Below are 24,999 nucleotides of genomic sequence, written 5' to 3' on the forward strand. Positions count from 1 at the left end.
CGGCTATATATTAACCAATAACGACTATAAAAATGAAAAAAATATTGATCGGTTTTGCTTTGAGCCTCGGAACGTTCGCCCTCGCTCAGCAGTATCCAAACAACGGTTGGGAGGATGACGGATATTATCAGAACGATGGAGGCTATTACAGCGATGAAGATGATCAGAATTATTTCCCTGATGACTATTATTACAACTATCCCCAGGATTATTATCCGCAGGATTACTACCAGAGCAATTATAATGACTACAGAAACAGTATCGTTAATATCAACTGGAATGTTTTCTTCAATCAAAACAGATTGAGTCCATGGCAGGTTGATCAGATTATAAGATTAAATAATCTTTATGTAAGCTTTTCATCATGGAACCGGTTTTACAGATACAATCCGGACAGATGGTATTATGACAGATTCTACGCGTTACAGAGAATTATGGGGCCAAGGGTTTTTGTTGTTTTCCAGAACAATTACTACAGAGGATACAGCCCGGTGGTTTACTTCCAGAACTACAGAAGAACGCATTATGCAGCGATCTGCAGACCGATGCCGAGATACAGAAATGTAAATATCAATATCTATAGGGTAGACAGGGCGAGATTCAGAAGGATGGATAACCCTACCTTTAAAATTGTAAGATCCGACAGGCCGAACAACGGTTTCAGAGGTCCGGTAAGAGATGGGAATAACGGAGGTTTCCGTAACCAGGCAGATAAGAGAAATAATGACAATTCCGGGTTTAGAAATGATAATGCCGCACCGAGAAATAACGGGGGCTTCAGAAATGATAACCCGGGAAACAGAGGCAATGAAGGATTCCGTTCTGAGCGCGCCGAAAATAATGGAAACAGAGGCGGCTTCAGAGGGGGAGAAGTAAGAAGAGAAGAAGCACCGAAAAAAGAAAACAATGGTGGTTTCAGAAATGAAGGCAGTTTCAGAAGGAGTGAAAATCCGGCCCCAAGGCAGCAGAATAACGGAGGTGAAAGAAAAAGCAACGGTGGTTTCAGAAACGGATTTGCAAAGAATTAATTTTCATATATTATATTTAAGTGGTGTGAAGGGCAGGTTTTTTAAATCTGCCCTTTTTTTTATTTATTTAATTGTTGTATTAATATTTAATTTTAACAAAATTTATGAATTTCACTCTTTAACTTTTATTTTAACGGATAATCAAAAAGATATAAAAGAAATAATTAAAGATTTTAGAATATGAAAAAATTAGTATTAGCGATAGCATTTATCGGATTTGGAGGTTTCGCAATGGCTCAACAGACCACTACTCCTCAGGACAGACAGACAAGAAAAGCGGAGATGCAGCAGAAGTTTCAACAGAAAGAGCAGGAACACTTAGCGCAAATGCAAAAAGATTTAAATCTAAACCAGGCTCAGGTCGATAAAATCAAAGCGTTGCAGGATAAAAGAAAAGCAGAGATGAAGGCCGATTTCGAAAAGAATAAAGGTGAAAGACAGGCAAAAATGGAGCAAATGAAAGCCAAAAGAGCACAGATGGATGCCGATATGAAACAGATCCTGACGCCTCAGCAATATGATAAATGGCAGGCCGACAGAAAAGCTAAAATGGAACAAAGAAGAATGGCAATGAAAGAGAGAGGAGCAAAAATGCATAAGCCTATGAAAACGGTTGCTCCGGATCCAGCGAAGTAGTTTATAATTTTGATTTTTTTAATGTGTGTAGAGCGGGATTTGTCCTGCTCTTTTTTATTAATTTCTAATTAGGATTTCGTTAGGAATTATGACTGTTCAATATCATCCTGAGCTGATTAAAGGAAGTCCATTGATGCTATGAAGTATGATGACCGGCTTTAGATCCTAAAATTATTAATGCTGTTCTGACAGAAAAACTTCCAGCGGCATTCTTCTTCCCGCCCGTCAACCTGGTTTCTGCTTAAGATTCACGTTAATTTTATTTAAAACTTTTGATTTTGAGGTTTTATCCCTAATTTTGAAGGTAAATTTATTACTTATGGTTAGCGAGAACATTGCGAAATTACTTAACGAACAGATAGCTCACGAACAATATGCCGCTCAGTACTACCTGTCAATGTCTGCCTGGTTTTCAGGAAAAGATCTTGATGGTATTGCCAATTATTTCAGGGTACAGAGCAAAGAAGAATTAATGCATGCCGACAAAATGTTCGATTATCTTAATGACGTAGGAGGAGAAATCATCATTGGCGAAATCCCAAAACCGCCACACGAATTCCTCGGAGCCATCGATATCTTTGAAAAAGCATTGGAGCACGAAAGAAAAGTAACAAAAAGTATTTTCAACATCGTAAAAAATGCCAATGACGAAGGTGATTTTGCAACGACTTCATTCCTGCAGTGGTTTATCAATGAGCAGGTAGAAGAGGAAGCTAATGCTTCTCAACTGGTAACCAAAATAAAAATGGTAAGTGATAATCCATCTGCACTTTATCTGTTTGACCAGGAATTGGCGCAGCGGGTTTTCAGTCCGGATGCAACGGCTTAATGTATGTCAACATAAAAAAGTTTCGGCGGCACCAAAGGTGCCGCCGAAACTTTATCTCTACAACAAAATCTTCTGATGTAAGTTCTTTGTTCACTTAGGAAGAATTCCTTTAGTTAAGAAGATTTTTTGCGTCGTTACAAGAAATTTTGTCTGGTTATGGAGGTTCACATTCATCTTACAGGTAGATGAGCTGTGTCTTCAATACCTTTTTTCCCAGCTTTTCAAGAATATTCTTATAATTCTCGATCTGGCTTTCATTTTTAGCAGATTCTTCTCCTGTTTTAAAGTCAACAATAATGTAGCCTTCGTCACTTTTTAAAATACGGTCCGGTCTGTACACTCTGCTTTCTCCGTTTTCGGAAATCATAATGTCTTTTTCATTAATCACTTTCCATTTTTCATCGAAAAATTCAGCGTAGTTTTCGATGATCTTTTCCAGTTCGATCTGGATTTCGTCGCTTTCAGTAATGGTGATCTGGCCTTCCAGAATATAGCGTTCAAGAACTTTGGCAATATCATTTTTGGTATTGATCTGCGACAGAAGCTCATGAACAAAAAGCCCGATCCTTACCTTTTCATTTCTTACCTGGTAGTTTTTGGATGGTGTGGCGATTTTAATGGATGTATTCTTTTCGCTGATGTTTTTCAAAACCCGGATGTCCTTGGTTTTAAAGGATGAGGTTTTTTCCTTAGAATGTTTCTTCAGCGATTCAGGGTTCAATTCATACAGATCAAATTCATCAAGATTTTCCGTATTCTTTGATTGGAGAAATTCCAGAAGCTCAAGATTATTGGACGTTTTATTGGCCTTTTGGATATAGAAAAACAGCTGCTCTACCGGTCTCGTTGTAGCCACGTACTGCAGGCACAGCCTGTCGATAAAGTTTTTGTAAGAATTTTGCTTGTTGAATTTCTCAATTTCTTCATCGTAAACCTCCAGGTTTTTATTGAATTGATTGATGTTGACCGATTTCAGCGGAGTATCCTGAGAGGTCTCAAACCAGTTGGTAAATTCGGCATCGCGGTTTTTATTCATCATCGGAATAAAGACAATGGGAAATTCAAGGCCCTTCGCCTTATGGATTGTCATGATCTGTATCGCATCAATATTCTCGGAAGCCTGAATGGTGTATGCGGAAGCTTCTTCGTCCCAATATTTCAAAAACTCTTTCGTGCTTGCGCCGGCATTTTGGGTGAAGTTAAAGAGCATTTCAAGGAAATTCAGCAAAAAATCAGTTTCTTTGTTCTCTACTGAAAATTCGTTGATGTAGTATTCCACAAAATTATAAAGGTTAAACCTTGGAAAATGGTCTTGTTTAAGCTTTAAAGAATAACGGTTCTGGATAAACATTAAAATACCCTCATGGGAAGGAATGTCAAGGATTTCTTTCATCTCAAGGGTAAAGTCTGCCATGTGAATTCTTCCGAGTTTATTGAGGAAATACATCATCATAATCAGGTTCGTCCTGTTTTTCGGGTTTACTTCCCATTTGAGAAATTCAATAACCGCTTTCAGAGTATTGGAAAGCTCGAGGGTAAGTCCTTTGTCGGAAATGGTTTTGATGTTGGTCTCTTCACCCTTATAACGGACTTTCAGGTTCCCCAGTTTCTGGGAGTAGCTGAAGATATCAAAATTCCCACGGCAAAGAATGGTGATGTCCGAAAATTTAAACCCGTTATCCAGACTTTCCTGAATGTCTTTTCGCATTCTTTCGGAAGTATCGTTGTAGAAATCTTCGTTGGTAAGATTTTCAATAAGGTTTACTTTTACTCTTCCTTCCAGCGAAGATTTGGGGTTTTGTTCGGCATCGGTTCCGAAAATATTTTTATGTTCTTCCTCCAGATTCCCGGCATGGAAACGGTAAAGATCGTTGTTGAAAAGCACGATATTTCTGGCACTTCGCCAGTTATCCTTTAAAACCAGAAGTTCCGCTTCCTTTGGAGTCACTTCTTTTTTGTTGATGATGTCGAGCATCAGCTTACTCTCGCCACCACGGAACCGGTAAATACTCTGTTTCGGATCGCCTACTAAAGTGAAGGACGTATTCTCCGTAGAAATGGAATGGTCTCGCAGCGGAAGGAAATTCTGCCACTGAAGTTCCGAAGTGTCCTGAAACTCATCAAAGAAATAATGCTGAAACTGTGATCCTACTTTTTCGTAAATAAATGCAGAAGGCTCATTTTTTAAATTTTCATTGATAAGAATATTGAATTTTGACAGGAGGACCAGGTCATTCTCTTCCTCGATCTTTTTCAGCTCATCCTGAATATCTTTGTTGACTTTCAAAGGTAAAAGCGCCGATAATATCTTCTCTTTTTTCTGGGTTTCGATGTAAAGGAGAATCAGTTTCATTCTGTTTTCCAAGAGTTGATCCAGGATTTCCAGAATGTCGGCTTCCTTGTGTTTCGACTTCGCAGAAGTCCCTTTGCGGTAATTGTTGATGACCGATTCTTCGGCTGTCGTCGGGAAAGGAAAGCCCGGCCTCTTCTGCTGATAAAAATCTAAAACTTTGCTGAAGAATCCTCCGATCCCGTTTTTTCCCTGCGCAAAATCTTCAATCTCAATATTTCTTGATCTGAATAATTCTATAGACTGCGTGGCAAGATCGGTTGCCTGTTTCTTATGTAGGGCAATCTCCTTTCGCAGGGTGTTTTTTATATTTTCATAATTGGTGCTGTCGAAATCTTTATTGTTTTTAAGGTGTTCATAATGAATGTCTTTCACAAATTCCTTCGCCGAATCGTACAGGTTTTTGTTTAAATTAATTCTTTCGTTATTCTCAAGGCTGTAATCTACGTAATCCATGAAAGACTCGGAGATCACTTCATTTTCGCCGATCTGGTCGAGCATTTTATCTACTGCTTCGATCAGGAAGGGTTCCGCTTCAATTTCAAGATTGAAATTCTTAGCCAGTCCCAATTCATAAGAGAAACTTCTTACCAGCCGCGAATTAAAACGGTCGATGGTTCCGATATTCAGGGTGGAATAATTATGAAGAACATAATCCAGGAGCTTTTTGGCGCGGATATGAAGCTCGTCAATAGTAATTTTCAATCCTTCCTGCTCAAATGCTTTCTGGATATTCTTAAGGTCTCCGCTCTCCGCAAAATTTTCCGAAGAGAAATTTCCCAGCCAGCTCAGGATTCTTTCCTTCATCTCATTGGCCGCCTTATTGGTGAAAGTGAGGGCCAGGATATTCCTGATCGACTGCTGCTGATTGGGATACCTGAGACAGATCATCAATAGCCGCTGTACCAGGGCATACGTTTTTCCTGATCCTGCTGAAGCGTTGATGACGGTGTAAGAATTTTGCATTTTTGAGTAGAATTCAACGTGCAAGTTAACTAATTTTTCAGTGAAATTTTAACAATTCTGAATGTGTATTTAACACTTTTCACCGCAGAAGCTTAAAAGAAATGCTAAAACGAGTTAAGTGTGGTTAAACTTTCTGTAATATTTAAAAATAATTTTAGTTTTGCTGTATAAAAAACTTTCCGTGAAAATTAAACTACTCTTTCTTTTATTTACCGTTATCTTCATCAATAGTCAGGCGCAAGGCTATATTTTCGGAAAAGTAACCTCTGAGAACCAGGCTGAGCTTCCCGACGTTACGGTGATCAACATCAGGACCGATGAAAGGGTCTCAACCAACCGCGACGGTCATTTTATGATCTCCGGACGAAGCGGGGACGAGCTGCGGTTTATGAAGAACGGATACGACAGGGCAAACCGGAGAATTACGGCTGAAAATATCAGCTCGCCCGTCAATGTCACACTGGTCAGGGCAGCGACACTTATTGCAGAAGTTGAAATTAAAAAAGAAATCACCGGCGATCTTAAAACAGATACGAAAGCCCTCAGCCCTCCCAGAAAAGTTCAGAAACTTAAAAATGATCTTGCTATTTATATGAAACAAAGATCAGATCCTTCCGTTTTGGCACCAAGAGCCGGCGAGTTTGTGCAGCCGGTCACCAAAGGGGTGTTCTCTTTCGGAAAAATCAAAAACAAATGGGATGATGTTGATCTGCTGAATTATCTTCAGAATGCCCTTGGAGACCGGTTTTTTGAGGATCTTAAAATTGATAAGCCCCAGATTCAGCATTTCATCCTTTATATCCTGAGAACGGGCTTTGAAAGAAAAAATATCCTCAAGTACGGCTACGTCACCGATGCTGATTTAAACCGATTTAAAAGCGCAGTGCTGAACAGGATTTCTACGTATAAAACTCCTTAATTTTGCGAATATAATTTGAAAATGATGCGAATAAGGCTATTGGTTTTACTTTTATTTCCTTTTTTGAATGTATTTTCACAGGAAACCGCAAGAGGAACGATCACCGATGAAGACGGTGTTGCACTTCCTGCCGTTACCATCATGAACGTTTCTTCAGACCGGAAATCATACACAGACTCAGACGGAACATTTTCCATTGAAGCAGATCCCGAAGATGAACTGCGTTTTGTGCGTTCGGGTTTCGAAAGATCATCCATAAAGGCAAAATATCTTTTAAATAATAACCTGAACATTAAACTGGTGAGAGTGGCACAACCTATTGAAGAGGTGAAAGTAGCCAAGATCACCGGAGATATTTCTAAAGATTCAAAAGCTGTGGCCAAGATTGATAAAGGGCAAATCGTAAAAGATGCCGTGGGACTTCCGGAACCGGTAGGTAAAATGCGCGAGAAGCCGGCCGAAGTAAAACAGGTTCTGCTTCCGATGCTCCTGGGAAGCCTGGATATCCAGGGTTTGTATGATCTCATCAGCGGGGATGCCCGCAGGATGAAGCGCCAGTACCGGTACGACGACTTGCAGGAAGATATTCTCTGGATTCGTGAAAGGGTAGAAGACGACTACTTTACGAAGGAAGGAATTCCAAAGAATAGGATTTCGGAATTCATAGAATTTGCTTTCATTAACAAACCCCAGACACGAACTTTTGCCCGGGCTAAAAATTTAACGGGTGCCCTGGCCAGAATGGAAGAAAGCTTTCCCATTTTCGTTAAAAGATTAAAAGAAAGTAATGACAAAAAGTAGATTCAACAAAGTCGTTTAATGATAAACAACGTCGTAAATTTCATCCCTGATCTCTTTTAAATTTTCAGGGGTATAGTTGGAAAGCAGCCACAGGTCAAGAGGCTTTTTGCCTTTTCCGTAACTTGGCTGTACATACATCTCGTCGATCAGGTGAAAGCCGTTTTTCTGATAAAAGGCGTAACGTCTTGCTGCATCTTCGCCGGTATGTTCCGGCTCGATCTCCAGAATAATCCTCGGATGGTTTTCAAAAAGATATTGGGTGATGTGTGATCCTAGTTTTTGACTTCGGAATTCTTTAAAAACCTCGAAATGTTCCACAAAAGTATAAGTGCTCATCTCCCAAAGGATGAGGTAGCCGATATTTTTAGATTCATGGAGTACGGAAATGATTTTCACTTTGGGATGTAAAAACAGCGTGGAAAGCTTATCCCGGTCTCTTCGCTCATCTTCAGGAAAAGTAGAGCAGTAGGCTTTGTAAATTTCCTCAACTCTGTAATCTTCGGAGGATGTAATCTGTAAAAATTCCATGGCTAAAGATCAAAAACGTTAGGCCTTCTGGTGATGAAAATATCTTTCACCCATAGTATAAATGCCAGTCCGAGATAGATTAAAAAGAAAAAGCCGGCCGTCGCAAAGGTAGAGTAAATAAAGAACACTCTCAGTTTCGACACGGGAATACCAAGTTTCGCACCGGTTCTGGTCAGTACACCGAACCATTCTCTTTCCATTTTGTGGCGGATGTTATCTAGCATTTTTAAGGTTCTTTTAAAAGTTTAAATCCAATACTGCAATGTAAGCAATTTTTCTGTAAGCAAAAATGATTGAAATGATAAATGAAGCTCTGGCTTTCAAGAGAAGTATTCACCGGTGTTTTGAGGGTTTTCCAGCTTTCTACGACAGAGTTCTTTTCTGCCGGCAGGTTCTTATATAAAGCCAGAAGATCACCGGCAATTTCTTCATCATGGTATTTATGATATGTGTATTTCAACGGCAGAACGGTATTCAGGATAATGAGCTCCACAAAATCCCGGCTTACTACTTTCGGCTGATCTACACTCGAAATTTTCCCGAAATTGAAACGGTTGTCCCAGTATTCGGAAGCCTTTATATTTTTAAATGAATCAAATAACTCTTCGGTAGATTTCACATGAATGATCCGGGAGAATAAATTCTGTTGCTGATGGTAGAGATCGGCAAGCTGTGCCAGGCGAATGGTCGGGAAGTTGGGCGGACGCAGCCTTAGAAATTTAGGACGAAATTTCAGATCGGCAATATTGAATTTAACCTTTAAAAAATCAAACTCTCTTTTCCAGATTTTCATCGCTTCGTCTTTCGGATCCTCCAGCCAGCCTGCCATTCCGAAGAGCAATGCTTCAAGCTGCAGTCTGTTCTGGCGGATCTTGATAATAATGGTGAAATCTATGCTTTCTGCCATCTGCCGGAAGAGATCAGCATTCACTTTCAGACCGAAAGAATAGGCGAGGCTGTGAAACAGTACCGCTTCAAAATTGTTTTTAAACCTTTCAAGGTTTTTCTCCTGCTCGATGGATTTGTCGTTTAGTTTTTTAATTACATTCTGCTCATGAAAATGTAGCGGAATATGATCGGGATTAAAGATATTCTCACAAGGAATAAACTGGTTTCCGCTCAGCAGCTTCTCGTATTTCCAGAGAATATGCTGGTCGATGTAATGGATGAGTTCCAGCGTCGGAACATTTTTCTTTTTCAGCTCATCTATTTCTAGATCGTTTTGGTAAACGACATGCAGGATAATGTTCTGATAATTGGGATCGTGGGTGTGATGGTGAAAAATCCAGTCGGAAGATCTTACGTGAAGTTCTATATGGCCGGCTAAAGTAATGTTTCCGATTTTAATTTTTGCCGTTAAAAAATCCGGCCCGGAATCGGAATTCCATTTTCCGAAGTCTAAAATCTCGATAGATTGCCCTTTAGCATCTCTGAAGTTGAAATCTTTAAAAACCTTATGGTTCCAAAGATATTGGAGTAATTTTTCGGTCATGAGTGTTTTTTGTTTTGAGCTAATTTAAGGAATTTGTATTATTTGTAAAACAAAAAAAGACAGCCCAAAAAATTTAGACACCGTTAAGAAATGGCTTTTTGTGAGGCTTTATTCATAGAATAATAATCTTACAGTATTTATATAACTTTTTTCGGCTGTAACCTCCGTCTCTTATGATCAAATAAACAACTCCAGCAAGAAAACCATCTGTTGCGATCTCAACAAAAAACAGACTGAAACATTCTCCGTTCAGGCAAAAAGACTGGAGATCCAGTCTTTTTATCTCAAAAACGAGTCTTTGAGACTGGTTTTTGAGTCTTTTTACCTCGTCGGTAAGTCTTTTTGTGACAACGTTGAGTCTTTTACATTCAAAAACGACTCTTTTATACTCGATGGCGAGTGTAAAAGAGTCGTTTTTTAGGTAAGGAACGATAATTTATTCCTTTTTAGGAACAGCTTTGCTTCCCTTTCTTACAAATCTTTGGCTAAGATCGTCATAAATGGGTTTTGCAGAAGCAATTCCTTTATCGGCAGCTTCTTTGGTCGTTCCGTAATAGAACAAAGCAGAGACTAAAGCCTCACTTCCCGCGATCGTTACGGTGTCGGCTATGTCGGAAGCCAGTTGAGTGGCCAGATTTCCTAATGGACTGAGACCGGTAACCACGGCTTCATCTTTCAGAAACTCTGTTTTGTCCATATAGGCCGGTGCAAATTCAGGATTGGTTTCAAGGTAGTCTTTTACTTTCTGTACGGTGGCCACGGTTTTGTCGCCCATTTTGAAAAGTTTTTTTCGCTGGTCTACCGTTAGCCCCTGTAGATAGGGAGCCAATACTGTTTTGCAGTCCTGTAGCTTTTGCGCTACTTCCTCAAGTACGGCTTTCGGGATTTCAACACTGATTTGATTGTTTGTACTCATCATTTATAATTTTTAATTGAGGAAACTAAAATACTAAAAAACTTTTTGTATTCATTTAAATATTTAAAAATCAGCGAAATAAAAAATTTATTAGTTTAAAATATCAAATGGAATTATAATTTTAATGAATCTTCAGATTTGTATTTAAAAAATAAGTCTAATCGGGGTAAAACAATAAAAAAGAGACTGTCTTAAAAGTTCTGCGGTTTCTTTTTTGCTACCGGAAATGGATGAAGTATTTCTTATGTTCCAGGAGGAGCAATATCTGTATAGTAGAAAAAACAAGATAATATTGCAAGCACGCCTTAGGTGTGGTATAATAAGATAGAACTCCTGTGGAGTTCCGGTACAGGGTACTGATATTGATCTACACATAATTTGCTCCTATGGGGCAAATCCTGCTCTGTATAATAAATCCTTATTTAAAAACCCCTACTTTGAGATAAAGTAGGGGTTGTTATAAAAAAGGACTATCCGGAATTTAGGACAGCGGCCTGTATTGAATTCTGTGAAAAAGCCTATGCTTTGGTCAGTTCGTTCTTAAAATTTTCGATGGTCGTTCTGTACATCGCTTCGTAGATAGGAAGAATGTTTTTCAGATCAAATTTTATCGCCTGCTCTTTGGCATTCTTTTTCATTTGGGTTAAAAGTTCTTCATTGCTCAGCAGCTTAATGGTATAGTTGCTCATGGCTTCCACATTTCCGATTTCGGCTAAAAATCCGGTTTCTCCCTGGATGTTTACTTCGGGAATTCCTCCTGCGTTGGAGCTGATTACCGGGGTGTTGGCGGCCATGGCTTCCAATGCTGCGAGACCGAAACTTTCCTGCTCCGAAGGCAATAAGAACACATCGGAAAGCTGAAGAATTCTGTACAGATCATTTACTTTCCCGAGCAGACGGATCTTTGAGATCAGATCAGAATTTTCTTCCAGGAACTGGTTGACTTTTTCCATATCGGGCCCTTCACCGATGATGATTAATTTTGATTTTACTTTTTTCTGTACATTTTTGAAGATCTGCAGTACTTCATCCACCCGTTTTACCGGCCGCAGGTTCGAAACGTGAATCAGGATCTTTTCATCCGGATTGGCAAATTGTGTCCGTTGGCATTCATTGCATTCATCAAATTCAGAATTATCAATAAAGTTGGTAATGACCTGGATCTCTTTTTTAATTTTAAAAAACTGTAAAGTATCTCTCTTTAAGCTTTCAGATACGGAAGTGATGGCATCAGACTGGTTGATGGAAAATTCCACCGCGTGCTTATAGCTTGGATGCTGGCCCACCAGCGTAATATCCGTTCCGTGGAGAGTGGTCACCAAAGGTATGTCGTTGTCATCCTCTTTCAGCATCTGCTTGGCTGTAAAGGCTGCATAGGCATAGGGAATAGCGTAATGTGCGTGAAGAAGATCCAGTTTGTAAAGATTGACAACCCGGTAGATCATCGAGCTCAGGGCAATATCATAAGGCTGATACTGGAAAAGCGGGTAGGTCTGAACATTTACCCTGTGGAAGAAAATATTAGGATTCGTAATATCCAGTCTCGCCGGGAGCGCATTGCTGATAAAGTGAACTTCATAGCCTTTATTGGCCAGTGACATGCCCAGTTCTGTTGCTACAATTCCGCTTCCACCGTAGGTAGGATAGCAAAGGATGCCTATTTTCATTTATATTGTTGGTATTTCTTAATTGTTTGTACTGCAGTTCTTGTTATAATACTCAATGAGTATTTCCGGATTATTATTTTTAATCTTAATTTTTTCTTCTTCAAAGTCATGAACCAGCTGAGGACATTTATCGCTGAAGAATTTCCTGATATGTCTTTTCAGGATTTTATTTTTATTGATCGTTAAAATACTCGTATCAAAATAAATCAATTGCGGTTTTTCGTTTTTATACTGAAGAAAAAAATTAACTACTGAAGACGGTACGGAAGTATAGTGATTTCCACTCATTATTCCGCCATCGTATCCATAAGCGGTATACATAGTGAAGTTCTCATCTGTATATACTTTGCCCATCCAGCAATACTGGGTCTTTGGTTTCTCGGATAAGAAATAATAGGTATACTCCTTTAATTCAGCCGTTACAGACTGATTGTTTTCCGGATTGATATATTCTACTTTATCCAATACATTAATTTTTATCTTTTCCTTCTTTTTAGAGCCATTTTCTATGAATGCCAGTTTGGGCTCTTCGTTAGATACCATATCTGCTTTTCCTGTTCTTTGGCTGCCGTCCAGAAAATACAAAGTGGCATCAAATTGCTGCGCCTTTACATTGAAGGAAATAGTAACCACTAAAACCGTCAAAAGTTTACTCATCTTTAACATCATTTGTTTTATAGAAATTATTTTTGTGAATTATCTAAATCAATTCCCATTCCCGGTTTTAAGGTGTCATTGACCAAAACCGGAAGGCGTCCCCATATTTTGGTCTGCCCTTTTAAGGCTCTGGCCGTAGCCGTCATGGAATCATCATTGTTTTCATAAGAAATCAATACCGTGGAAACCTTTGAGATATCGATGTCTTTTAAGGCATAGGCACTTCCGAAAACGGTGAGAATCACATTCTGATTCTTGGTGAGTTCTGCCAAAACCTTTTTTGAAGCTTCTGAAATTTTATAAGGTTTGTAAGCGGTCGAATTGTCTTTATGGAATCCGACAATCACGGTAGAATTTGCCGGAATTGTATTGATCTCTCCGGCTCTTTTGATGATCACGTCCGGTCCCATTTCATTGGCGAATGTCTGGTAAGGAGCTTCTTCTAAAGGGACGTAATACGTCTGTCTTCCCTGTACCGGAAGCAGTTGTTTATCATCTTTTATTAATGTCAAGGCATTGGCGTATAAGTCCTGAACCAAAGTTTTGTGAGATTCATTATTTAAATCTGAATTGATATTCTCAGGATTTCTGGGATTGTATTGGTTTAATCCTAAAAAATATTTCGTCAGAAGAATCTTCTTTACACTTTCTTCCACTCTCGACTGCGGGATTTCGCCGTTATCGATTGCCTTTTGAATCAGTTTTTTACCTTCGGCAACGCCTTGTGAAAACAGCATGATGTCATTTCCGGCCTTAAAAGCCATGGCATCCAGTTCGCCGGGTTTGTATTTATTCGCTACGGCACCCATGTTCAGGGCATCGGTGATGATTAATCCTTTATACCCCAGTTGATCTTTCAGTAAGCCTGTAATGATGTTTTTAGATACGGAAGCCGGAATCCCTTTTCCCGATTCCAAGGCTGGAACATATAAATGCGCTACCATAACACCCCCAATGCCTTTATTCATTAATGCTTTGAAAGGAGCGAGCTCAATAGTATTCAGCCTTTCTATACTATGGGAAACAACAGGAAGGTCAAGATGCGAATCTGTGCTGGTGTCGCCATGCCCGGGGAAATGTTTAATGGCGGCCAAAATATTATGATCCTGAAGTCCGTTCGCATAAGCCAAAGCGGAAGTGATGACATTGCTTACCTCAGATCCGAAGCTTCTGTTCCCGATTATCGGATTATCGGGGTTGGTATTCACGTCTACAACCGGCGCAAAATCCCAGTTGATACCCATTCTGTGGCAGTCTTCTGCAATTTTGGCGGCCATCTGCCGGATGAGATTCTTATCCTGAATGGCTCCGAGCGTCATTGCCCATGGAAATTTATGTGCTTTGGCAATCCTTTGGTATATGCCCCATTCAGCATCCATTCCGATCATTAGAGGAACCTGAGATTTTTGCTGAAATTCGTTGACCAGATTGATTTCTCTTGCGGCATCTTCCTGCATCAGGATCAGGCCTCCGATTTTTTCGTTAACGACAATATTTCTGACGTTACTGATTTCATTTTCACCTTTATTGGTATACAATGCAACAATGAATAACTGCCCGAGCTTTTCGTCCTGGGATAGTTTTCTATAGGTTTTATCTACCCAGTGATTGGCTTTTTTAAGGTCTTCTTTCGACAGATTCTGAGGGATATACTGCGCTGTAATTTTTAAGCTCAACAATAAAAAAATACAAAAAGATGTACGAATCAGTTTCTTCATGATTTTGAATAATAACAAAAATACAATTAAAAAGATGAGGAAAACAATGTTTTTGAAATTTTTGGTATATGATTTGAATACGCTTTATAAATAATAAACAATAACTAAACTTTTATAAAATGAAAAAATTTCTTCCAATTTTACTATTAGCCATTGTCGGCTTATTTATATTCAGTTGTAAGGATGATAATACAGATTACGATACATATTCACAATCCAGAGATGCAACAGGAACATTTACCAGTGCAGGGGGCTGGACATTATCACTAGATATTAACATTCAGAGTACAGACGTTGTTCTGGTATACAGAAGAGTTGCCAATACTTGGCAGAGTATTCCTAAGACCTATTATTTAGATGATGTTTCAGGATATCCTACAGGAAGAGAGCTTGATTACAACTTTGATTTCAATACACAGGAAGTTAACATCAGAACAGCTGCAAACTTTAATCAGCAAACACAGATGTCTCCTTCGGAAGCGACGCAGTATTTGGCAAACCAGACTTTCAGAATCGTTTTGGTTCCGGCCAGTGCAGGAAAAAATGTAAATACTGTTGATAAATCCGATTACAATGCAGTAATCAAATATTACAATATTGATGAATCAAGAATAAAGACTTATTCATTTAAATAAAAATATATCTTTTCAGTTTTTTATAATTACAAAAAAGCTCCGGAATAATTTATTCCGGAGCTTTGCTTTATTCTTATTTACCATTGTCATCTAAAATATGTCCAAAATATTCTTTTTTTGTCTGTAGATATCCGCGGCTGATTTCATTGGCCGGAATCTGCAGAGGGATTCTCGAATTGAGATGTACATTACTTTCTTCTACGTATTTTACCTTTTCAGGGTTATTGGTCAGAAGATTGATGTCTTTTATTTCAAGTAAATTCAGGATTTCAATAGCGACCCCGAAGTTCCTGTCATCTGCCGGCAGTCCCAATTTAAGATTGGCTTCTACGGTGTCAAATCCTTTTTCCTGTAAAGAATATGCTTTTAATTTGTTGATGATCCCGATATTTCTTCCTTCCTGTCGAAGGTAGATAATAACTCCTCCATTTTCATGGATATATTTCATGGCAGCATCGAGTTGCTGGCCACACTCACATTTTTTTGAATGAAAAACTTCTCCGGTGATACATTCTGAATGGAAACGCACATTGACAGGCTTTGAAAAATCTGTTTTTTCTGCGATGATCGCCATGTGAGGCATCCAGTCGTTTTCGTTTTCGGACAAAGCTATCATTCGGAAAGTCCCGTATTCCGTAGGAACATTGGACTCTGCCTGAATTTTAATCATTGATACCCCTTAATTTGTTTAATTTCCCTTTATGTAGTCTTCAATTGCAGAAACATTTGTTTTAAGCCTTACGAGATAACGGTTAAGAATTTCATTATCATCCTGGCTAAGATCTGTTCTTAGTTTCTGAACTTTTTTATAAGATTTTTCGAAGTCTTTTATCGCTTTGTTTTTTCCGTTCATATTATCAGCGTCTATAGCATAAAGGTAGTTTTGCAGGCTATACTTTAATGCGGTAATTTCACTGTTTAGAGCTGTATTTTTGAATTGTGGAAAAGTAGAGATCAGATTAGAAATTTCAGAAGCATTTACGTTACCTTTTACATTAATATTGATGCTGTTTTTTGCTCCTTTATCTGAATCGGATGTTTTGGTTTCGCTATAAAACCCATTGGACAACGGAGAAAAATTTGGTTTTTCCGTTGCGCAAGATGCTATAATTAATAATACTCCAAAAAAAAGAAATCGTTTCATTTTTGCTGCCCCTTTTGATATAGGACTGGGTTAAGACTTTCATCATTGTACATTTTCATTTGTTTGTACACTTTCATCTTAACATCACCGTTCTCAATATCAGCAAGCAACTGATTAATAGAAGTAGACAGATCTTCATGTTGTGCAAGGAGTACGTCTAATTTAGCCTGACATGTGGCCCTGTGCTCTTGCGATGCCGAATCTCTATTAGCTTCTAACGACATATGATAAACCTTGAGCGCGAGAATTGACAACCGGTCTACCGCCCATGCGATAGTCTCTGTGTTGATTTTTGCGTCAGGTTTAGGAGTTACACTTTCATACTTTTTAAGAAACCAGCTGTCTATAAATTCTACCAGATCAGTTCTTTTCTGATTGGAAGCGTCGATAGCCCTTTTAAGTTGGAGGGCTTCAGCCGGATCAATATTTTCATCTCTAATTATATCTTCCAAATGCCATTGAACGGTATCAATCCAGTTCTTTGCATACAAAATCCGTTCCAAAGTGTCTTTTTCGAACGGGTTATTAATTAGGGTGTTAACGTCATCAGACACGTGATAATCTTCAATAGATTGATTGAAGACTTTCCATGCAGTCTCTGTAAAATTCATCGAATGATAAAATGTTTAGTTGGTAGAAGAATTGTTGTTTGTGGTCTTGTTTTCAGAACCAGGTTTGTCCTCTTCCTTCACTGCATCTTTAAATTCTTTAATACCGGAACCTACTCCTCTCATTAATTCAGGGATTTTTTTACCTCCGAAAAGTAAAAGAAGAATGATGGCTACGATAAGGATATGTTGCCAGGATAATGACAATATTGTTAATGTGTTCATTGCTAAATTTTTTACAAAGTTAATCTTTTTTTAATAAGAAACCCAACCTAAAGGATCAACCGGTGTGCTTCCGTTCCATACCTGGAAATCAAGGGTGTAGGTGCCGTCGAAGTCCTGTCCTATCACTCCTACGGGAGTTCCGGCAGAGACCTGCTGTCCTTTGGAAACGCTTACACTTCCCAGATTGGAATAAATGGTGAAATAATTGCCATGTTTAAGGATAACCGTTTTGGTTCCGTCGCTGTTTGCCAGAACAGATGAAACGGTTCCCGGAAATACTGATTTTGCTCTGGTTCCGGAGGGTACGGATATTTTAATCCCGTTGTTCTCTTCATCGATATTTTTAAATACCGGATGGGGGTGTCTTCCGAAGCGGTGCGTGATCTGTCCTATTTTATCCGCAGGATAACCAAGCCTTCCTTTACTGTCTGCAAAGTTGCTTCCGGCAACGGTCGTAACGCCATAACTGGTCATTGCTTTGCTTTCTGCGGCTTTTTTGTCGTCTTCCTTCTTTTTGGCCAGTGCTGCTTCTGCTGCACGTGCTGCCGCTAGTTTTTCAGATGCTTCTTTTGCTCTTGTTGCAGCCTCATCAGATGCCTTTTTAGCGGCTACTTTTCGGGCTTCGTCTCTGGCGGTGGCTTCTGATCTTGCAGCATCCTCATTACGTTTTCTCTCTTCTTCAGCCCGTTTTGCAGCAAGCTCTGTTGCTTTTCTCGATTCGGCTTCTGCGGCTAATCTTTCTTTTTCAAGCGCTGCGGCCCTTGCTTTATTTTCGGCTTCAATCCTTGCTTTTTCTCTTTCGGCTGCAATTTTGGCAAGACGGATTTTTTCAGCTTCAGCTTTCTTTCTTGCCTCTTCTTCTGCTTTTGCAATTCTTATTTCTTCAGCAATAATAGACCTGATCTGGCCTTCCAGTGCTTTAGACTGAGACTGTTTTTGTCTGAGTTCTGCGGTAAGTTTAGATTCATTTTTCTTAAAATCAGCCACAAGTTGCTCCTTCTGGGTTCTTTCGGCATTGATTGTCGTTAAATCTTTCTGTTGATTCGCCAAAAGATTCGCCTTTTCTTTCACAGAATTCTGTTTCTGTGCAATAGACTGTTTTATTTTGGCGGCCGCAGTAGTGATCTCTGCCGCTTTCTTGTCCTGGTAATCGGAATATTGCTTTAGGTACTGAACTCTTCGTATAGCCTCACCAAGATTTTTAGCAGAAAGGATAAAGGTTACCTTATTCTGCACGCCTTTATTCTTATAAGCATTTACCAGAACCTTTGCATAATTCTCCCTCAGGATTTTCAACTCTCTGTTCTGGCGGTTGATTTCCAGCTGCCGAAGATAAATTTCATCCTCAATGAATCTCTTTTCTTTCTGGGTATTATTATATACCTTTTCCCTGAGTACCAGTTTTTTATTAACATTATCAAGATAGGCTACAGAGAGCTTTGATTCATTTCTTGTTTTTGCTAAATCTGTATTTATCTGTGCAATTTGTTTTTTAAGTTCAGCATTTTGTTTTTGCAACTGTTCCTTTTTACCGCTTTGCCCATAATGCAGTGTGAACAATAAAATACCTATTAAAAAGCTAAATTTTTTAATCATTTAATCTCAATTTTCTTATAACTGGATGGCACAGAATAGGGTGTATCCATCCTCGAAAAGTCAAATTTCGTATTTTCCAGTAAAATCTGACTGCTTTTTGAGCCTTTTATAATTATTTTAACACTTTTCGGCAAGCGGATTCCATTGATTTCTTCCCAGTTGCTGTAGGATACATTAAGCTCATCGGGCGACAGGACGTCTTTAAGATTAACATTGAAGAGATCATAATTTTTATCGTAATTCAACTCAATTTTATACTCTCTTGTTTTTTCATCGGTCACGATTTTCTGGTTGACATTCGAAATCATTTTGAAGCCCTGCGCATTCTGGGTAAGGGTAAACTGAGAATCGTTGATTTTAACGAAAGTCCTACCCAAAAGAATTTTTTCCAGGGATTTATAATCAATAAAATTGACATTCAGAAGATTATTAAGATAATCAAAGTCGGAATCGATATAGGTTTTGCTGGTTTTATCCTGGCCTTTAATTCCTTCGGGAGTTGCAATTCCGCGGGCAACGGTGATAATGAAAGCCGTAAGATTCATCCATACTTTTTTATCTTTTTCGATATAAATGGTAGCATCAAGCGTAGGAACAAAACTTCCCGTTTCTACATTGACTTTACTGCTTATTTTAATCTGCTCGAATTGTGGCATCGGGATGACGTGCTCAAAAAACGGAAGCTTATTTCTGACTGGTTCATTAGAGTCTTTCGGATTTTGATCTTCTTCCATGACGAAAGCACTGTCTATTTTGATATTTTTACTGGTTTTTCTTGCTGCATTTCTCGTCTTGCAAGAGGTGGCAACAAACATCAATAAGAGTACTATGATCCAGTTTTTCATGTATTTACCTTTTTTCAATTTTAAAAATTAGGGTGCAATATTAACGCCAAACCACACAAAATCTTTTGTGTGGTCTGAAGATAGTTATTTTACGTTGATAATTTTTTGTCAAATTATTTTGATAAAAAATCCAGAACCGAATAGTCTCCCAGAGAAATTTCCCTCGCCACACCAAAATACTGTGCAGAATTTCCGATCATGGAATTGGAAAGGTTTCCGTGGTTGATTTTTGTATTTTCCTGAATTAAAGAGTTTTCAATATTTGAATTAACGATAATCGTATTATTCCCCAGTGAAACTCCCGGGCCTACCTTTGAATTGGATATTTTTACGTTTTCCCCAATAAAACAAGGCGGAATGATCAGTGAATTTTCGATCTGAGCCGAAGCCGGGAAATGCGACATTTCTTCCTGCTCATAAGCCAGGATCTTGCTGTTGGTTTCCACGGTAGCATTTTTGTTTCCGCAATCCATCCAGTCATTTACTTTGCCTAACGTGAATTTTGCCCCTTTTGCCCTCAGGTTTTCAAGAGCTGTCGTAAGCTGGTATTCTCCGCCGTTCTTGATGTTATTGTCCATCAGGTAATTAATCTCATCCATTAGCTTCTCTGCGCTGTTGAAATAATAGATTCCGATGATGGCAAGATCTGAAACAAAAGTCTGTGGTTTTTCAACGAAATCGGTAATAAATCCGTAATTATCGAGTTTTACAACACCGAAAGCAGAAGGGTCTTCTACGCTTTTCACCCAGATCACACCGTCAGAATTTTTATCCAGAATAAAATCGGCACGGAAAAGGGTGTCGGCAAAAGCGATGACCACATTGCCGGTCATTGACTGTTCCGCGCATTTGATGGCGTGTGCTGTACCCAGCGGCTCATTCTGATAATAAATGCTGCCTTTTGCGCCCAGTTTTTCAGCAATCTGAAGCAGTGATTTTTCAATTTCAGGGCCAAAGTCCCCTATAATGAAGGCTACTTCCTCAATTTCTTCTCCTGCAACCTTGGCGATATCTTCTACCAGTCTCTGTACGATCGGTTTGCCTGCAATCGGAATCAGTGGTTTCGGAACGGTAAGAGTATGTGGACGTAATCTGGAACCACGCCCAGCCATAGGAACGATAATTTTCATAATTATATAGTATATTTTTCGTTTAGTAAGTAATTTCGTATAAAGATAATAATAAAACGCTTGTCAGGGTACCCTTACTTGTTTAAGTATTATTTAAGTTAAATGAAACCCAATGCAACAAATACAGGACCAAAGTTATTTTCTGATTCTCGAAAGCAGCATGTTTTTTTCTGAATAGATCAGAATTCCGGCGTATACGATGAACAGCAGGTTTCCGATCCACAAATTGTAATCGAAAAATTTCACGATGATGTAGCTGAAAACAATCAGAAGGATCACAAAAAAAGAGATCTTTTTCATTCTGTAGGGAATAGGGTAATATTTCTGACCTAAAAAATAAGACAAAATCATCATCGTAAAATAAGCAGCAAGCGTTACCCATGCAGAAACCATAAAACCATATTTTCTCAGAAAGGCGAAGTTTAAAATGATCGTAATGATGGCACCTGTCCAGGAAATATAGGTTCCCACTCTGGTTCGGTCTGTCACTTTGTACCAAGTAGAAAGATTGTAATAAATTCCAAAAAATAAATTGGCGATAACTATGATCGGAATAATATTAAGCGCAACCCAGTATGAACTATTAGGAACGAGTAAATGCTTAAGCCAAGAAACATTCGCAATAATGCCCAAAGCAACTATTGATGCAAAGAATGAGAAATACTCTGTTACTTTGGCGTAAGTATGCTTAGCATTTTCATTGTTCATCTGTTTAAAGAAAAAAGGCTCGATTCCCATTCGGTAAGCTGTGACAAAGAGTGTCATTAAAACGGCCATTTTGTAACACCCTCCATAAGCTCCGGCATCACCATCATTAATAATGAATTTCTGAATGAATTTATCGAAGTTCTCATTGACCATAAACGCCAGACCTGCAATCATGATCGGCCAGGAATATTTGAGCATTTCAAAAAAAAGATGTTTTGAAAACTGTAATCTTACTTTAATAATAATGGGCAGAACAAGAAGAATTCCTAAAAAACTCGCCGCCAGATTACTGTAAAAGGGATAAGAAACCTTTTCTTTTAAGCCAAACTTTAAACTGAACTCTTGCGGAATATAAAGAAATAAAGCAATCGCGAAAGCACTCTGGAAGACTGCCTGGATGACTCTTACGGTAGTATATTTTACTGGCCTGTTGTGAAACCTGAACCAGGCTAAAGGAATCACCATGATATTATCAAAAAATGCGATCCAGGCAAACCATCTGATATATTCAGGAGTGGTCGAATATCCAAAAACATTGGCAATAGGCTGGTTAAAAAATAAAACCAAAATCAGGAAAACTGTTGATAAGCCTGTTAAGAACCAGAAAGAGGTGTTGAAAACTTTTTGTTCGTTATCTTTATCCGATGAAAATCTGAAATATGCAGTTTCAAAGCCGAAAGAAAGAACAATATTGACAAATGATATCAGCGCATAGAGATTGGTGAAAATGGCAAATGCACTATTGTCTATATTTTTAATAAATAGGTAATTCAGCAATACGACAATTATTCTCGGCATAATCGCCCCGATTCCATAAATAATAGTCTCATTAAGAAGCTTCTTCAAAATCTGAAATTTTATGCAAATGTAAATATTTAGAAATTGATTTGTTGTCGGCTGGATTAAAATTCATTCATAAACCTTAATTTTGCTTTTATAGAAGCTAGAGATTAGAAGTTGGAAATGAGTGATCAATATGATGTCTTATTAATATGTATAATCTTAAAACTAACTTCTAATTTCTAACATCTAATTTCTAAGTAAAAATGAAGACCTTAATCAAAAATGTAAAAATCGTCAACGAAGGAAAGATCTTTGAAGGCGATATTTTAATTGAAAATGATTTAATCTCCAAAATAGATACTCGAATTTCTGAAGAAGCAGATCAGATCATTGATGCTTCGGGGAAATATCTTTTGCCCGGCGTTATCGATGACCAGGTGCATTTCCGCGAACCCGGGCTTACCCATAAAGGAGATATAGAAACCGAATCTAAAGCGGCCATTGCCGGCGGCACAACCAGCTTTATCGATCAGCCCAATACCGTTCCGAATGCCGTAACACAGGAATTATTGGCCGCTAAGTACGAAATTGCTGCCCAAAAAGCCTATGCCAACTACGGTTTTATGATGGGCGGAACCAATGACAATCTGGAAGAGGTCCTGAAGACAAACCCGGGAAATGTTCCGGGAATCAAATTATTCCTAGGATCTTCAACAGGCAATATGCTCGTGGACAACCCCGAAACGCTGGAAAAGATCTTCAGCAATACCAAAATGCTGATCGCTGTTCATTGTGAAGACGAAGCGACCATCAGGGCCAATACACAAAAATATATTGATCAATATGGAGAAGATATTCCGGTGAAATTCCATCACCTGATCAGAAGTGAAGAGGCTTGCTATAAATCTTCTTCAAAGGCGATCGAGCTTGCCAAAAAGACCGGCGCGAGGCTTCACGTTTTCCACTTGTCGACCGCAAAGGAGACGGAACTTTTCAGGAACGACATCCCCTTAAAAGATAAAAAAATAACCGCGGAAGTCTGTGTGCACCACCTTACTTTCACCAACGAAGATTACGACACCAAAGGCGGGCTGATCAAATGGAATCCTGCCGTAAAAACCCAAAAAGACAAAGACGGTCTCTGGGAAGCACTGCTGGATGACAGAATCGATGTTATTGCGACCGATCATGCGCCGCATACCTGGGAAGAGAAGCAGAATGTTTATACCAAGTGTCCTTCGGGAGCGCCTTTGGTGCAGCATTCTCTGGTGGTAATGCTGGAAAATTATAGAAACGGTAAGATTTCTTTAGAGAAAATCGTTGAGAAAATGTCTCATAACCCGGCCATTTTGTTCAGAATAGAAAAGCGGGGTTTTGTGCGTGAAGGGTATAAGGCAGATCTTGTTTTAGTGGACCTCAACGAAAACTGGACCGTTGCCAAGGAAAACATCCTTTACAAATGCGGATGGAGCCCTCTGGAGGGTATGAATTTCCATTCTAAAGTGACCCACACTTTTGTGAATGGAAACCTCGTTTACGAAAACGGAAAGATCAATGAACAGAAATTCGGGGAACGTTTGCTTTTTGAAGTTCAGGAGTAATTATAAAGCGTCGTTGTATCAAAGGAGTGACCTTTAGCCAAAGCCGATCTTAAAACAAACGGCAGCCTTTTCAATCTGAAAAAGCTGCCGTTTGTTTATATTTAAATTAATTTATCGTAATGCCTTCAATGGCTTTTTCTAGTGAATTTTCCATAATTCCGGGAATTGACAGGCCTTCTGCACGGAAAACGGTGACGTCTGAAACACCATAAAATCCAAAAACATTTTTAACATAAGGAACATTAGAATCATATACCTGATAAGGACCTTCCGAATAAACATTTCCGGATGTAAAAGCAATATACAGTTTTTTGTTATTCAGTAAACCTTTAGGGCCGTTTTCATCATATTTAAAAGTATATCCTGCTCTGGAAGTAAAATCAAAATAAGATTTCAGCCCTGCCGGAACCGAAAAGTTATACATAGGAGAGTCTACTACAATAATATCTGCTTCCTGCAGTTCTGTAATTAATCCTATTGAATATGCATTGATTTCTGCCTGCTCCGGAGAATGGTTTTCCGCTGGTGTGAAAAAAGTATTGATGTGAATTTCTTCTAAAATGGGAACCATATTCTGGGTAAGGTCCCGCTCTTTTACAACGGCATCCGAATATTTTCCCTTTATTTTTTCAATAATGGCTTTGCCCAGTTTTCTGCTTGCGGAAACTTCCGTTCTCGGGCTTGTAATAATATGAAGTACGTTTTTCATTGTTTGAATATTAAAAATTTCTTCAACAAAATTATGTACATTTGCTTGTGAAAAGTAAGTAGTGAACAAAAGGTTAGTAGTAACTTTTAGGTTAGTTGAAAAAGAGACTTATGAAAAATACGGAGTTTTTAGAAGAAACTATAACTGCTCAGGGATGCACCGAACATCTTTCTGCTGTTGAGGATGCCATTTATGTCATTGGCGGAAAATGGAAGCTTAAGATTATTATTGTTTTGCAGGAAAATGGGAATATCAGGTTCAATGAGCTGCAAAGGAATATTCCGGGAATTTCGGCAAGGGTACTCTCCAATGAGCTGAAAGACCTCGAGCTGAACGGATTTGTAAAGAGAGTCGTGCATGCCGAACAGATGCCGGTCGTGGTAGAATATATTTCCACCGATTACAGCAAAACCTTGAAAGAAGTGATCATGTCACTTTCCAATTGGGGAAAAAATCATAAGAAGAACATCAAAGAAGATATTTTCGAAAAGTAAGATTTACTTGATTC

At 38.8% G+C, this 24,999-nt stretch carries 25 protein-coding genes; 8 read left to right on the forward strand and 17 right to left on the reverse strand.

Annotation, left to right across the window (positions count from 1 at the left end):
* Nucleotides 1-32: 32 nt before the first annotated feature.
* The 3 genes from AC0N32_RS04120 (at nt 33) to AC0N32_RS04130 (ending at nt 2,493) form a co-directional block, all read left to right on the forward strand.
* On the forward strand, nt 33-1,028 hold the full coding sequence (locus AC0N32_RS04120) for a hypothetical protein (protein ID WP_476392578.1): 996 nt from the start codon (nt 33-35) through the stop codon (nt 1,026-1,028).
* A gap of 180 nt (nt 1,029-1,208) precedes the next feature.
* Nucleotides 1,209-1,664, forward strand: a complete 456-nt coding sequence (locus AC0N32_RS04125; protein WP_476392579.1) for a hypothetical protein — start codon at nt 1,209-1,211, stop codon at nt 1,662-1,664.
* A gap of 319 nt (nt 1,665-1,983) precedes the next feature.
* Entirely contained in the window at nt 1,984-2,493 is a 510-nt protein-coding gene (locus AC0N32_RS04130) for a ferritin (RefSeq protein WP_476392580.1), read from the forward strand.
* Between the two features lie 175 nt (nt 2,494-2,668).
* Here AC0N32_RS04130 and AC0N32_RS04135 read toward each other — a convergent pair whose 3' ends face one another.
* Entirely contained in the window at nt 2,669-5,809 is a 3,141-nt protein-coding gene (locus tag AC0N32_RS04135) for a UvrD-helicase domain-containing protein (RefSeq protein WP_476392581.1), read from the reverse strand.
* Between the two features lie 181 nt (nt 5,810-5,990).
* On the opposite strand from AC0N32_RS04135, the gene AC0N32_RS04140 reads away from it, so the two are divergent.
* Both AC0N32_RS04140 and AC0N32_RS04145 read left to right on the forward strand, forming a co-directional pair.
* The gene (locus AC0N32_RS04140) at nt 5,991-6,728 is read left to right on the forward strand and encodes a peptidase associated/transthyretin-like domain-containing protein (protein ID WP_476392582.1); all 738 of its coding nucleotides are present in this window, start codon (nt 5,991-5,993) and stop codon (nt 6,726-6,728) included.
* A 21-nt stretch (nt 6,729-6,749) separates the two neighbouring features.
* Nucleotides 6,750-7,529, forward strand: a complete 780-nt coding sequence (locus tag AC0N32_RS04145) for a carboxypeptidase-like regulatory domain-containing protein (protein WP_476392583.1) — start codon at nt 6,750-6,752, stop codon at nt 7,527-7,529.
* A 15-nt stretch (nt 7,530-7,544) separates the two neighbouring features.
* Here AC0N32_RS04145 and AC0N32_RS04150 read toward each other — a convergent pair whose 3' ends face one another.
* The 7 genes from AC0N32_RS04150 to AC0N32_RS04180 all read right to left on the reverse strand — a co-directional run bounded on the left by AC0N32_RS04150 (nt 7,545) and on the right by AC0N32_RS04180 (nt 14,507).
* Nucleotides 7,545-8,057, reverse strand: a complete 513-nt coding sequence (locus AC0N32_RS04150; protein ID WP_476392584.1) for a GNAT family N-acetyltransferase — start codon at nt 8,055-8,057, stop codon at nt 7,545-7,547.
* 2 nt (nt 8,058-8,059) lie between these two features.
* Complete coding sequence (locus tag AC0N32_RS04155) at nt 8,060-8,281, reverse strand: PspC family transcriptional regulator (RefSeq protein ID WP_476392585.1); 222 nt, start codon at nt 8,279-8,281, stop codon at nt 8,060-8,062.
* A 2-nt stretch (nt 8,282-8,283) separates the two neighbouring features.
* Complete coding sequence (locus AC0N32_RS04160; protein ID WP_476392586.1) at nt 8,284-9,549, reverse strand: DUF2851 family protein; 1,266 nt, start codon at nt 9,547-9,549, stop codon at nt 8,284-8,286.
* Between the two features lie 436 nt (nt 9,550-9,985).
* The gene (locus tag AC0N32_RS04165; protein ID WP_476392587.1) at nt 9,986-10,468 is read right to left on the reverse strand and encodes a hypothetical protein; all 483 of its coding nucleotides are present in this window, start codon (nt 10,466-10,468) and stop codon (nt 9,986-9,988) included.
* A gap of 515 nt (nt 10,469-10,983) precedes the next feature.
* Nucleotides 10,984-12,132, reverse strand: coding sequence for an N-acetyl-alpha-D-glucosaminyl L-malate synthase BshA (gene bshA / locus AC0N32_RS04170; protein WP_476392588.1), 1,149 nt, complete (start codon nt 12,130-12,132; stop codon nt 10,984-10,986).
* Nucleotides 12,133-12,150: 18 nt separating this feature from the next.
* Nucleotides 12,151-12,789: a hypothetical protein gene (locus AC0N32_RS04175; protein WP_476392589.1), complete on the reverse strand. Its 639-nt coding sequence runs from the start codon at nt 12,787-12,789 to the stop codon at nt 12,151-12,153.
* Nucleotides 12,790-12,815: 26 nt separating this feature from the next.
* Nucleotides 12,816-14,507, reverse strand: a complete 1,692-nt coding sequence (locus AC0N32_RS04180) for a glycoside hydrolase family 3 protein (RefSeq protein WP_476392590.1) — start codon at nt 14,505-14,507, stop codon at nt 12,816-12,818.
* Between the two features lie 119 nt (nt 14,508-14,626).
* Between AC0N32_RS04180 and AC0N32_RS04185 the strand changes: the two genes are divergently transcribed.
* Nucleotides 14,627-15,142, forward strand: a complete 516-nt coding sequence (locus AC0N32_RS04185; RefSeq protein ID WP_476392591.1) for a hypothetical protein — start codon at nt 14,627-14,629, stop codon at nt 15,140-15,142.
* Nucleotides 15,143-15,215: 73 nt separating this feature from the next.
* Here AC0N32_RS04185 and ribA read toward each other — a convergent pair whose 3' ends face one another.
* From ribA to AC0N32_RS04225, 8 genes are all read right to left on the reverse strand, one after another.
* Entirely contained in the window at nt 15,216-15,812 is a 597-nt protein-coding gene (gene ribA, locus AC0N32_RS04190) for a GTP cyclohydrolase II (RefSeq protein ID WP_476392592.1), read from the reverse strand.
* Nucleotides 15,813-15,830: 18 nt separating this feature from the next.
* Complete coding sequence (locus tag AC0N32_RS04195; protein ID WP_476392593.1) at nt 15,831-16,286, reverse strand: hypothetical protein; 456 nt, start codon at nt 16,284-16,286, stop codon at nt 15,831-15,833.
* The gene (locus tag AC0N32_RS04200) at nt 16,283-16,897 is read right to left on the reverse strand and encodes a DUF4254 domain-containing protein (protein ID WP_476392594.1); all 615 of its coding nucleotides are present in this window, start codon (nt 16,895-16,897) and stop codon (nt 16,283-16,285) included. The genes AC0N32_RS04195 and AC0N32_RS04200 overlap by 4 nt, the downstream gene beginning before the upstream one ends.
* A gap of 15 nt (nt 16,898-16,912) precedes the next feature.
* Nucleotides 16,913-17,119, reverse strand: coding sequence for a twin-arginine translocase TatA/TatE family subunit (locus AC0N32_RS04205; RefSeq protein WP_476392595.1), 207 nt, complete (start codon nt 17,117-17,119; stop codon nt 16,913-16,915).
* A gap of 30 nt (nt 17,120-17,149) precedes the next feature.
* Nucleotides 17,150-18,715 (reverse strand): peptidoglycan DD-metalloendopeptidase family protein, encoded by a 1,566-nt coding sequence (locus AC0N32_RS04210; RefSeq protein WP_476392596.1) that lies wholly within the window; start codon nt 18,713-18,715, stop codon nt 17,150-17,152.
* On the reverse strand, nt 18,712-19,560 hold the full coding sequence (gene lolB1, locus AC0N32_RS04215; protein ID WP_476392597.1) for a lipoprotein insertase outer membrane protein LolB1: 849 nt from the start codon (nt 19,558-19,560) through the stop codon (nt 18,712-18,714). The genes AC0N32_RS04210 and lolB1 overlap by 4 nt, the downstream gene beginning before the upstream one ends.
* A gap of 113 nt (nt 19,561-19,673) precedes the next feature.
* Nucleotides 19,674-20,690 carry a sugar phosphate nucleotidyltransferase gene (locus AC0N32_RS04220; RefSeq protein ID WP_476392598.1) on the reverse strand — a complete coding sequence of 339 codons (1,017 nt, stop codon included), beginning with the start codon at nt 20,688-20,690 and terminating at the stop codon, nt 19,674-19,676.
* 135 nt (nt 20,691-20,825) lie between these two features.
* Nucleotides 20,826-22,244, reverse strand: a complete 1,419-nt coding sequence (locus AC0N32_RS04225; RefSeq protein ID WP_476392599.1) for a lipopolysaccharide biosynthesis protein — start codon at nt 22,242-22,244, stop codon at nt 20,826-20,828.
* A 200-nt stretch (nt 22,245-22,444) separates the two neighbouring features.
* Here AC0N32_RS04225 and AC0N32_RS04230 point away from each other — a divergent pair, with 200 nt between their 5' ends.
* A complete protein-coding gene (locus AC0N32_RS04230; RefSeq protein ID WP_476392600.1) occupies nt 22,445-23,782 on the forward strand; it encodes a dihydroorotase in 1,338 nt (445 codons plus the stop codon).
* A gap of 106 nt (nt 23,783-23,888) precedes the next feature.
* On the opposite strand, the gene AC0N32_RS04235 is transcribed toward AC0N32_RS04230, so the two are convergent.
* Nucleotides 23,889-24,491: an FMN-dependent NADH-azoreductase gene (locus AC0N32_RS04235; protein WP_476392601.1), complete on the reverse strand. Its 603-nt coding sequence runs from the start codon at nt 24,489-24,491 to the stop codon at nt 23,889-23,891.
* Nucleotides 24,492-24,601: 110 nt separating this feature from the next.
* On the opposite strand from AC0N32_RS04235, the gene AC0N32_RS04240 reads away from it, so the two are divergent.
* Nucleotides 24,602-24,985 carry a winged helix-turn-helix transcriptional regulator gene (locus AC0N32_RS04240; RefSeq protein WP_476392602.1) on the forward strand — a complete coding sequence of 128 codons (384 nt, stop codon included), beginning with the start codon at nt 24,602-24,604 and terminating at the stop codon, nt 24,983-24,985.
* The last annotated feature ends 14 nt before the right edge of the window (nt 24,986-24,999 follow it).

The organism is Chryseobacterium endophyticum, from assembly GCF_056333165.1.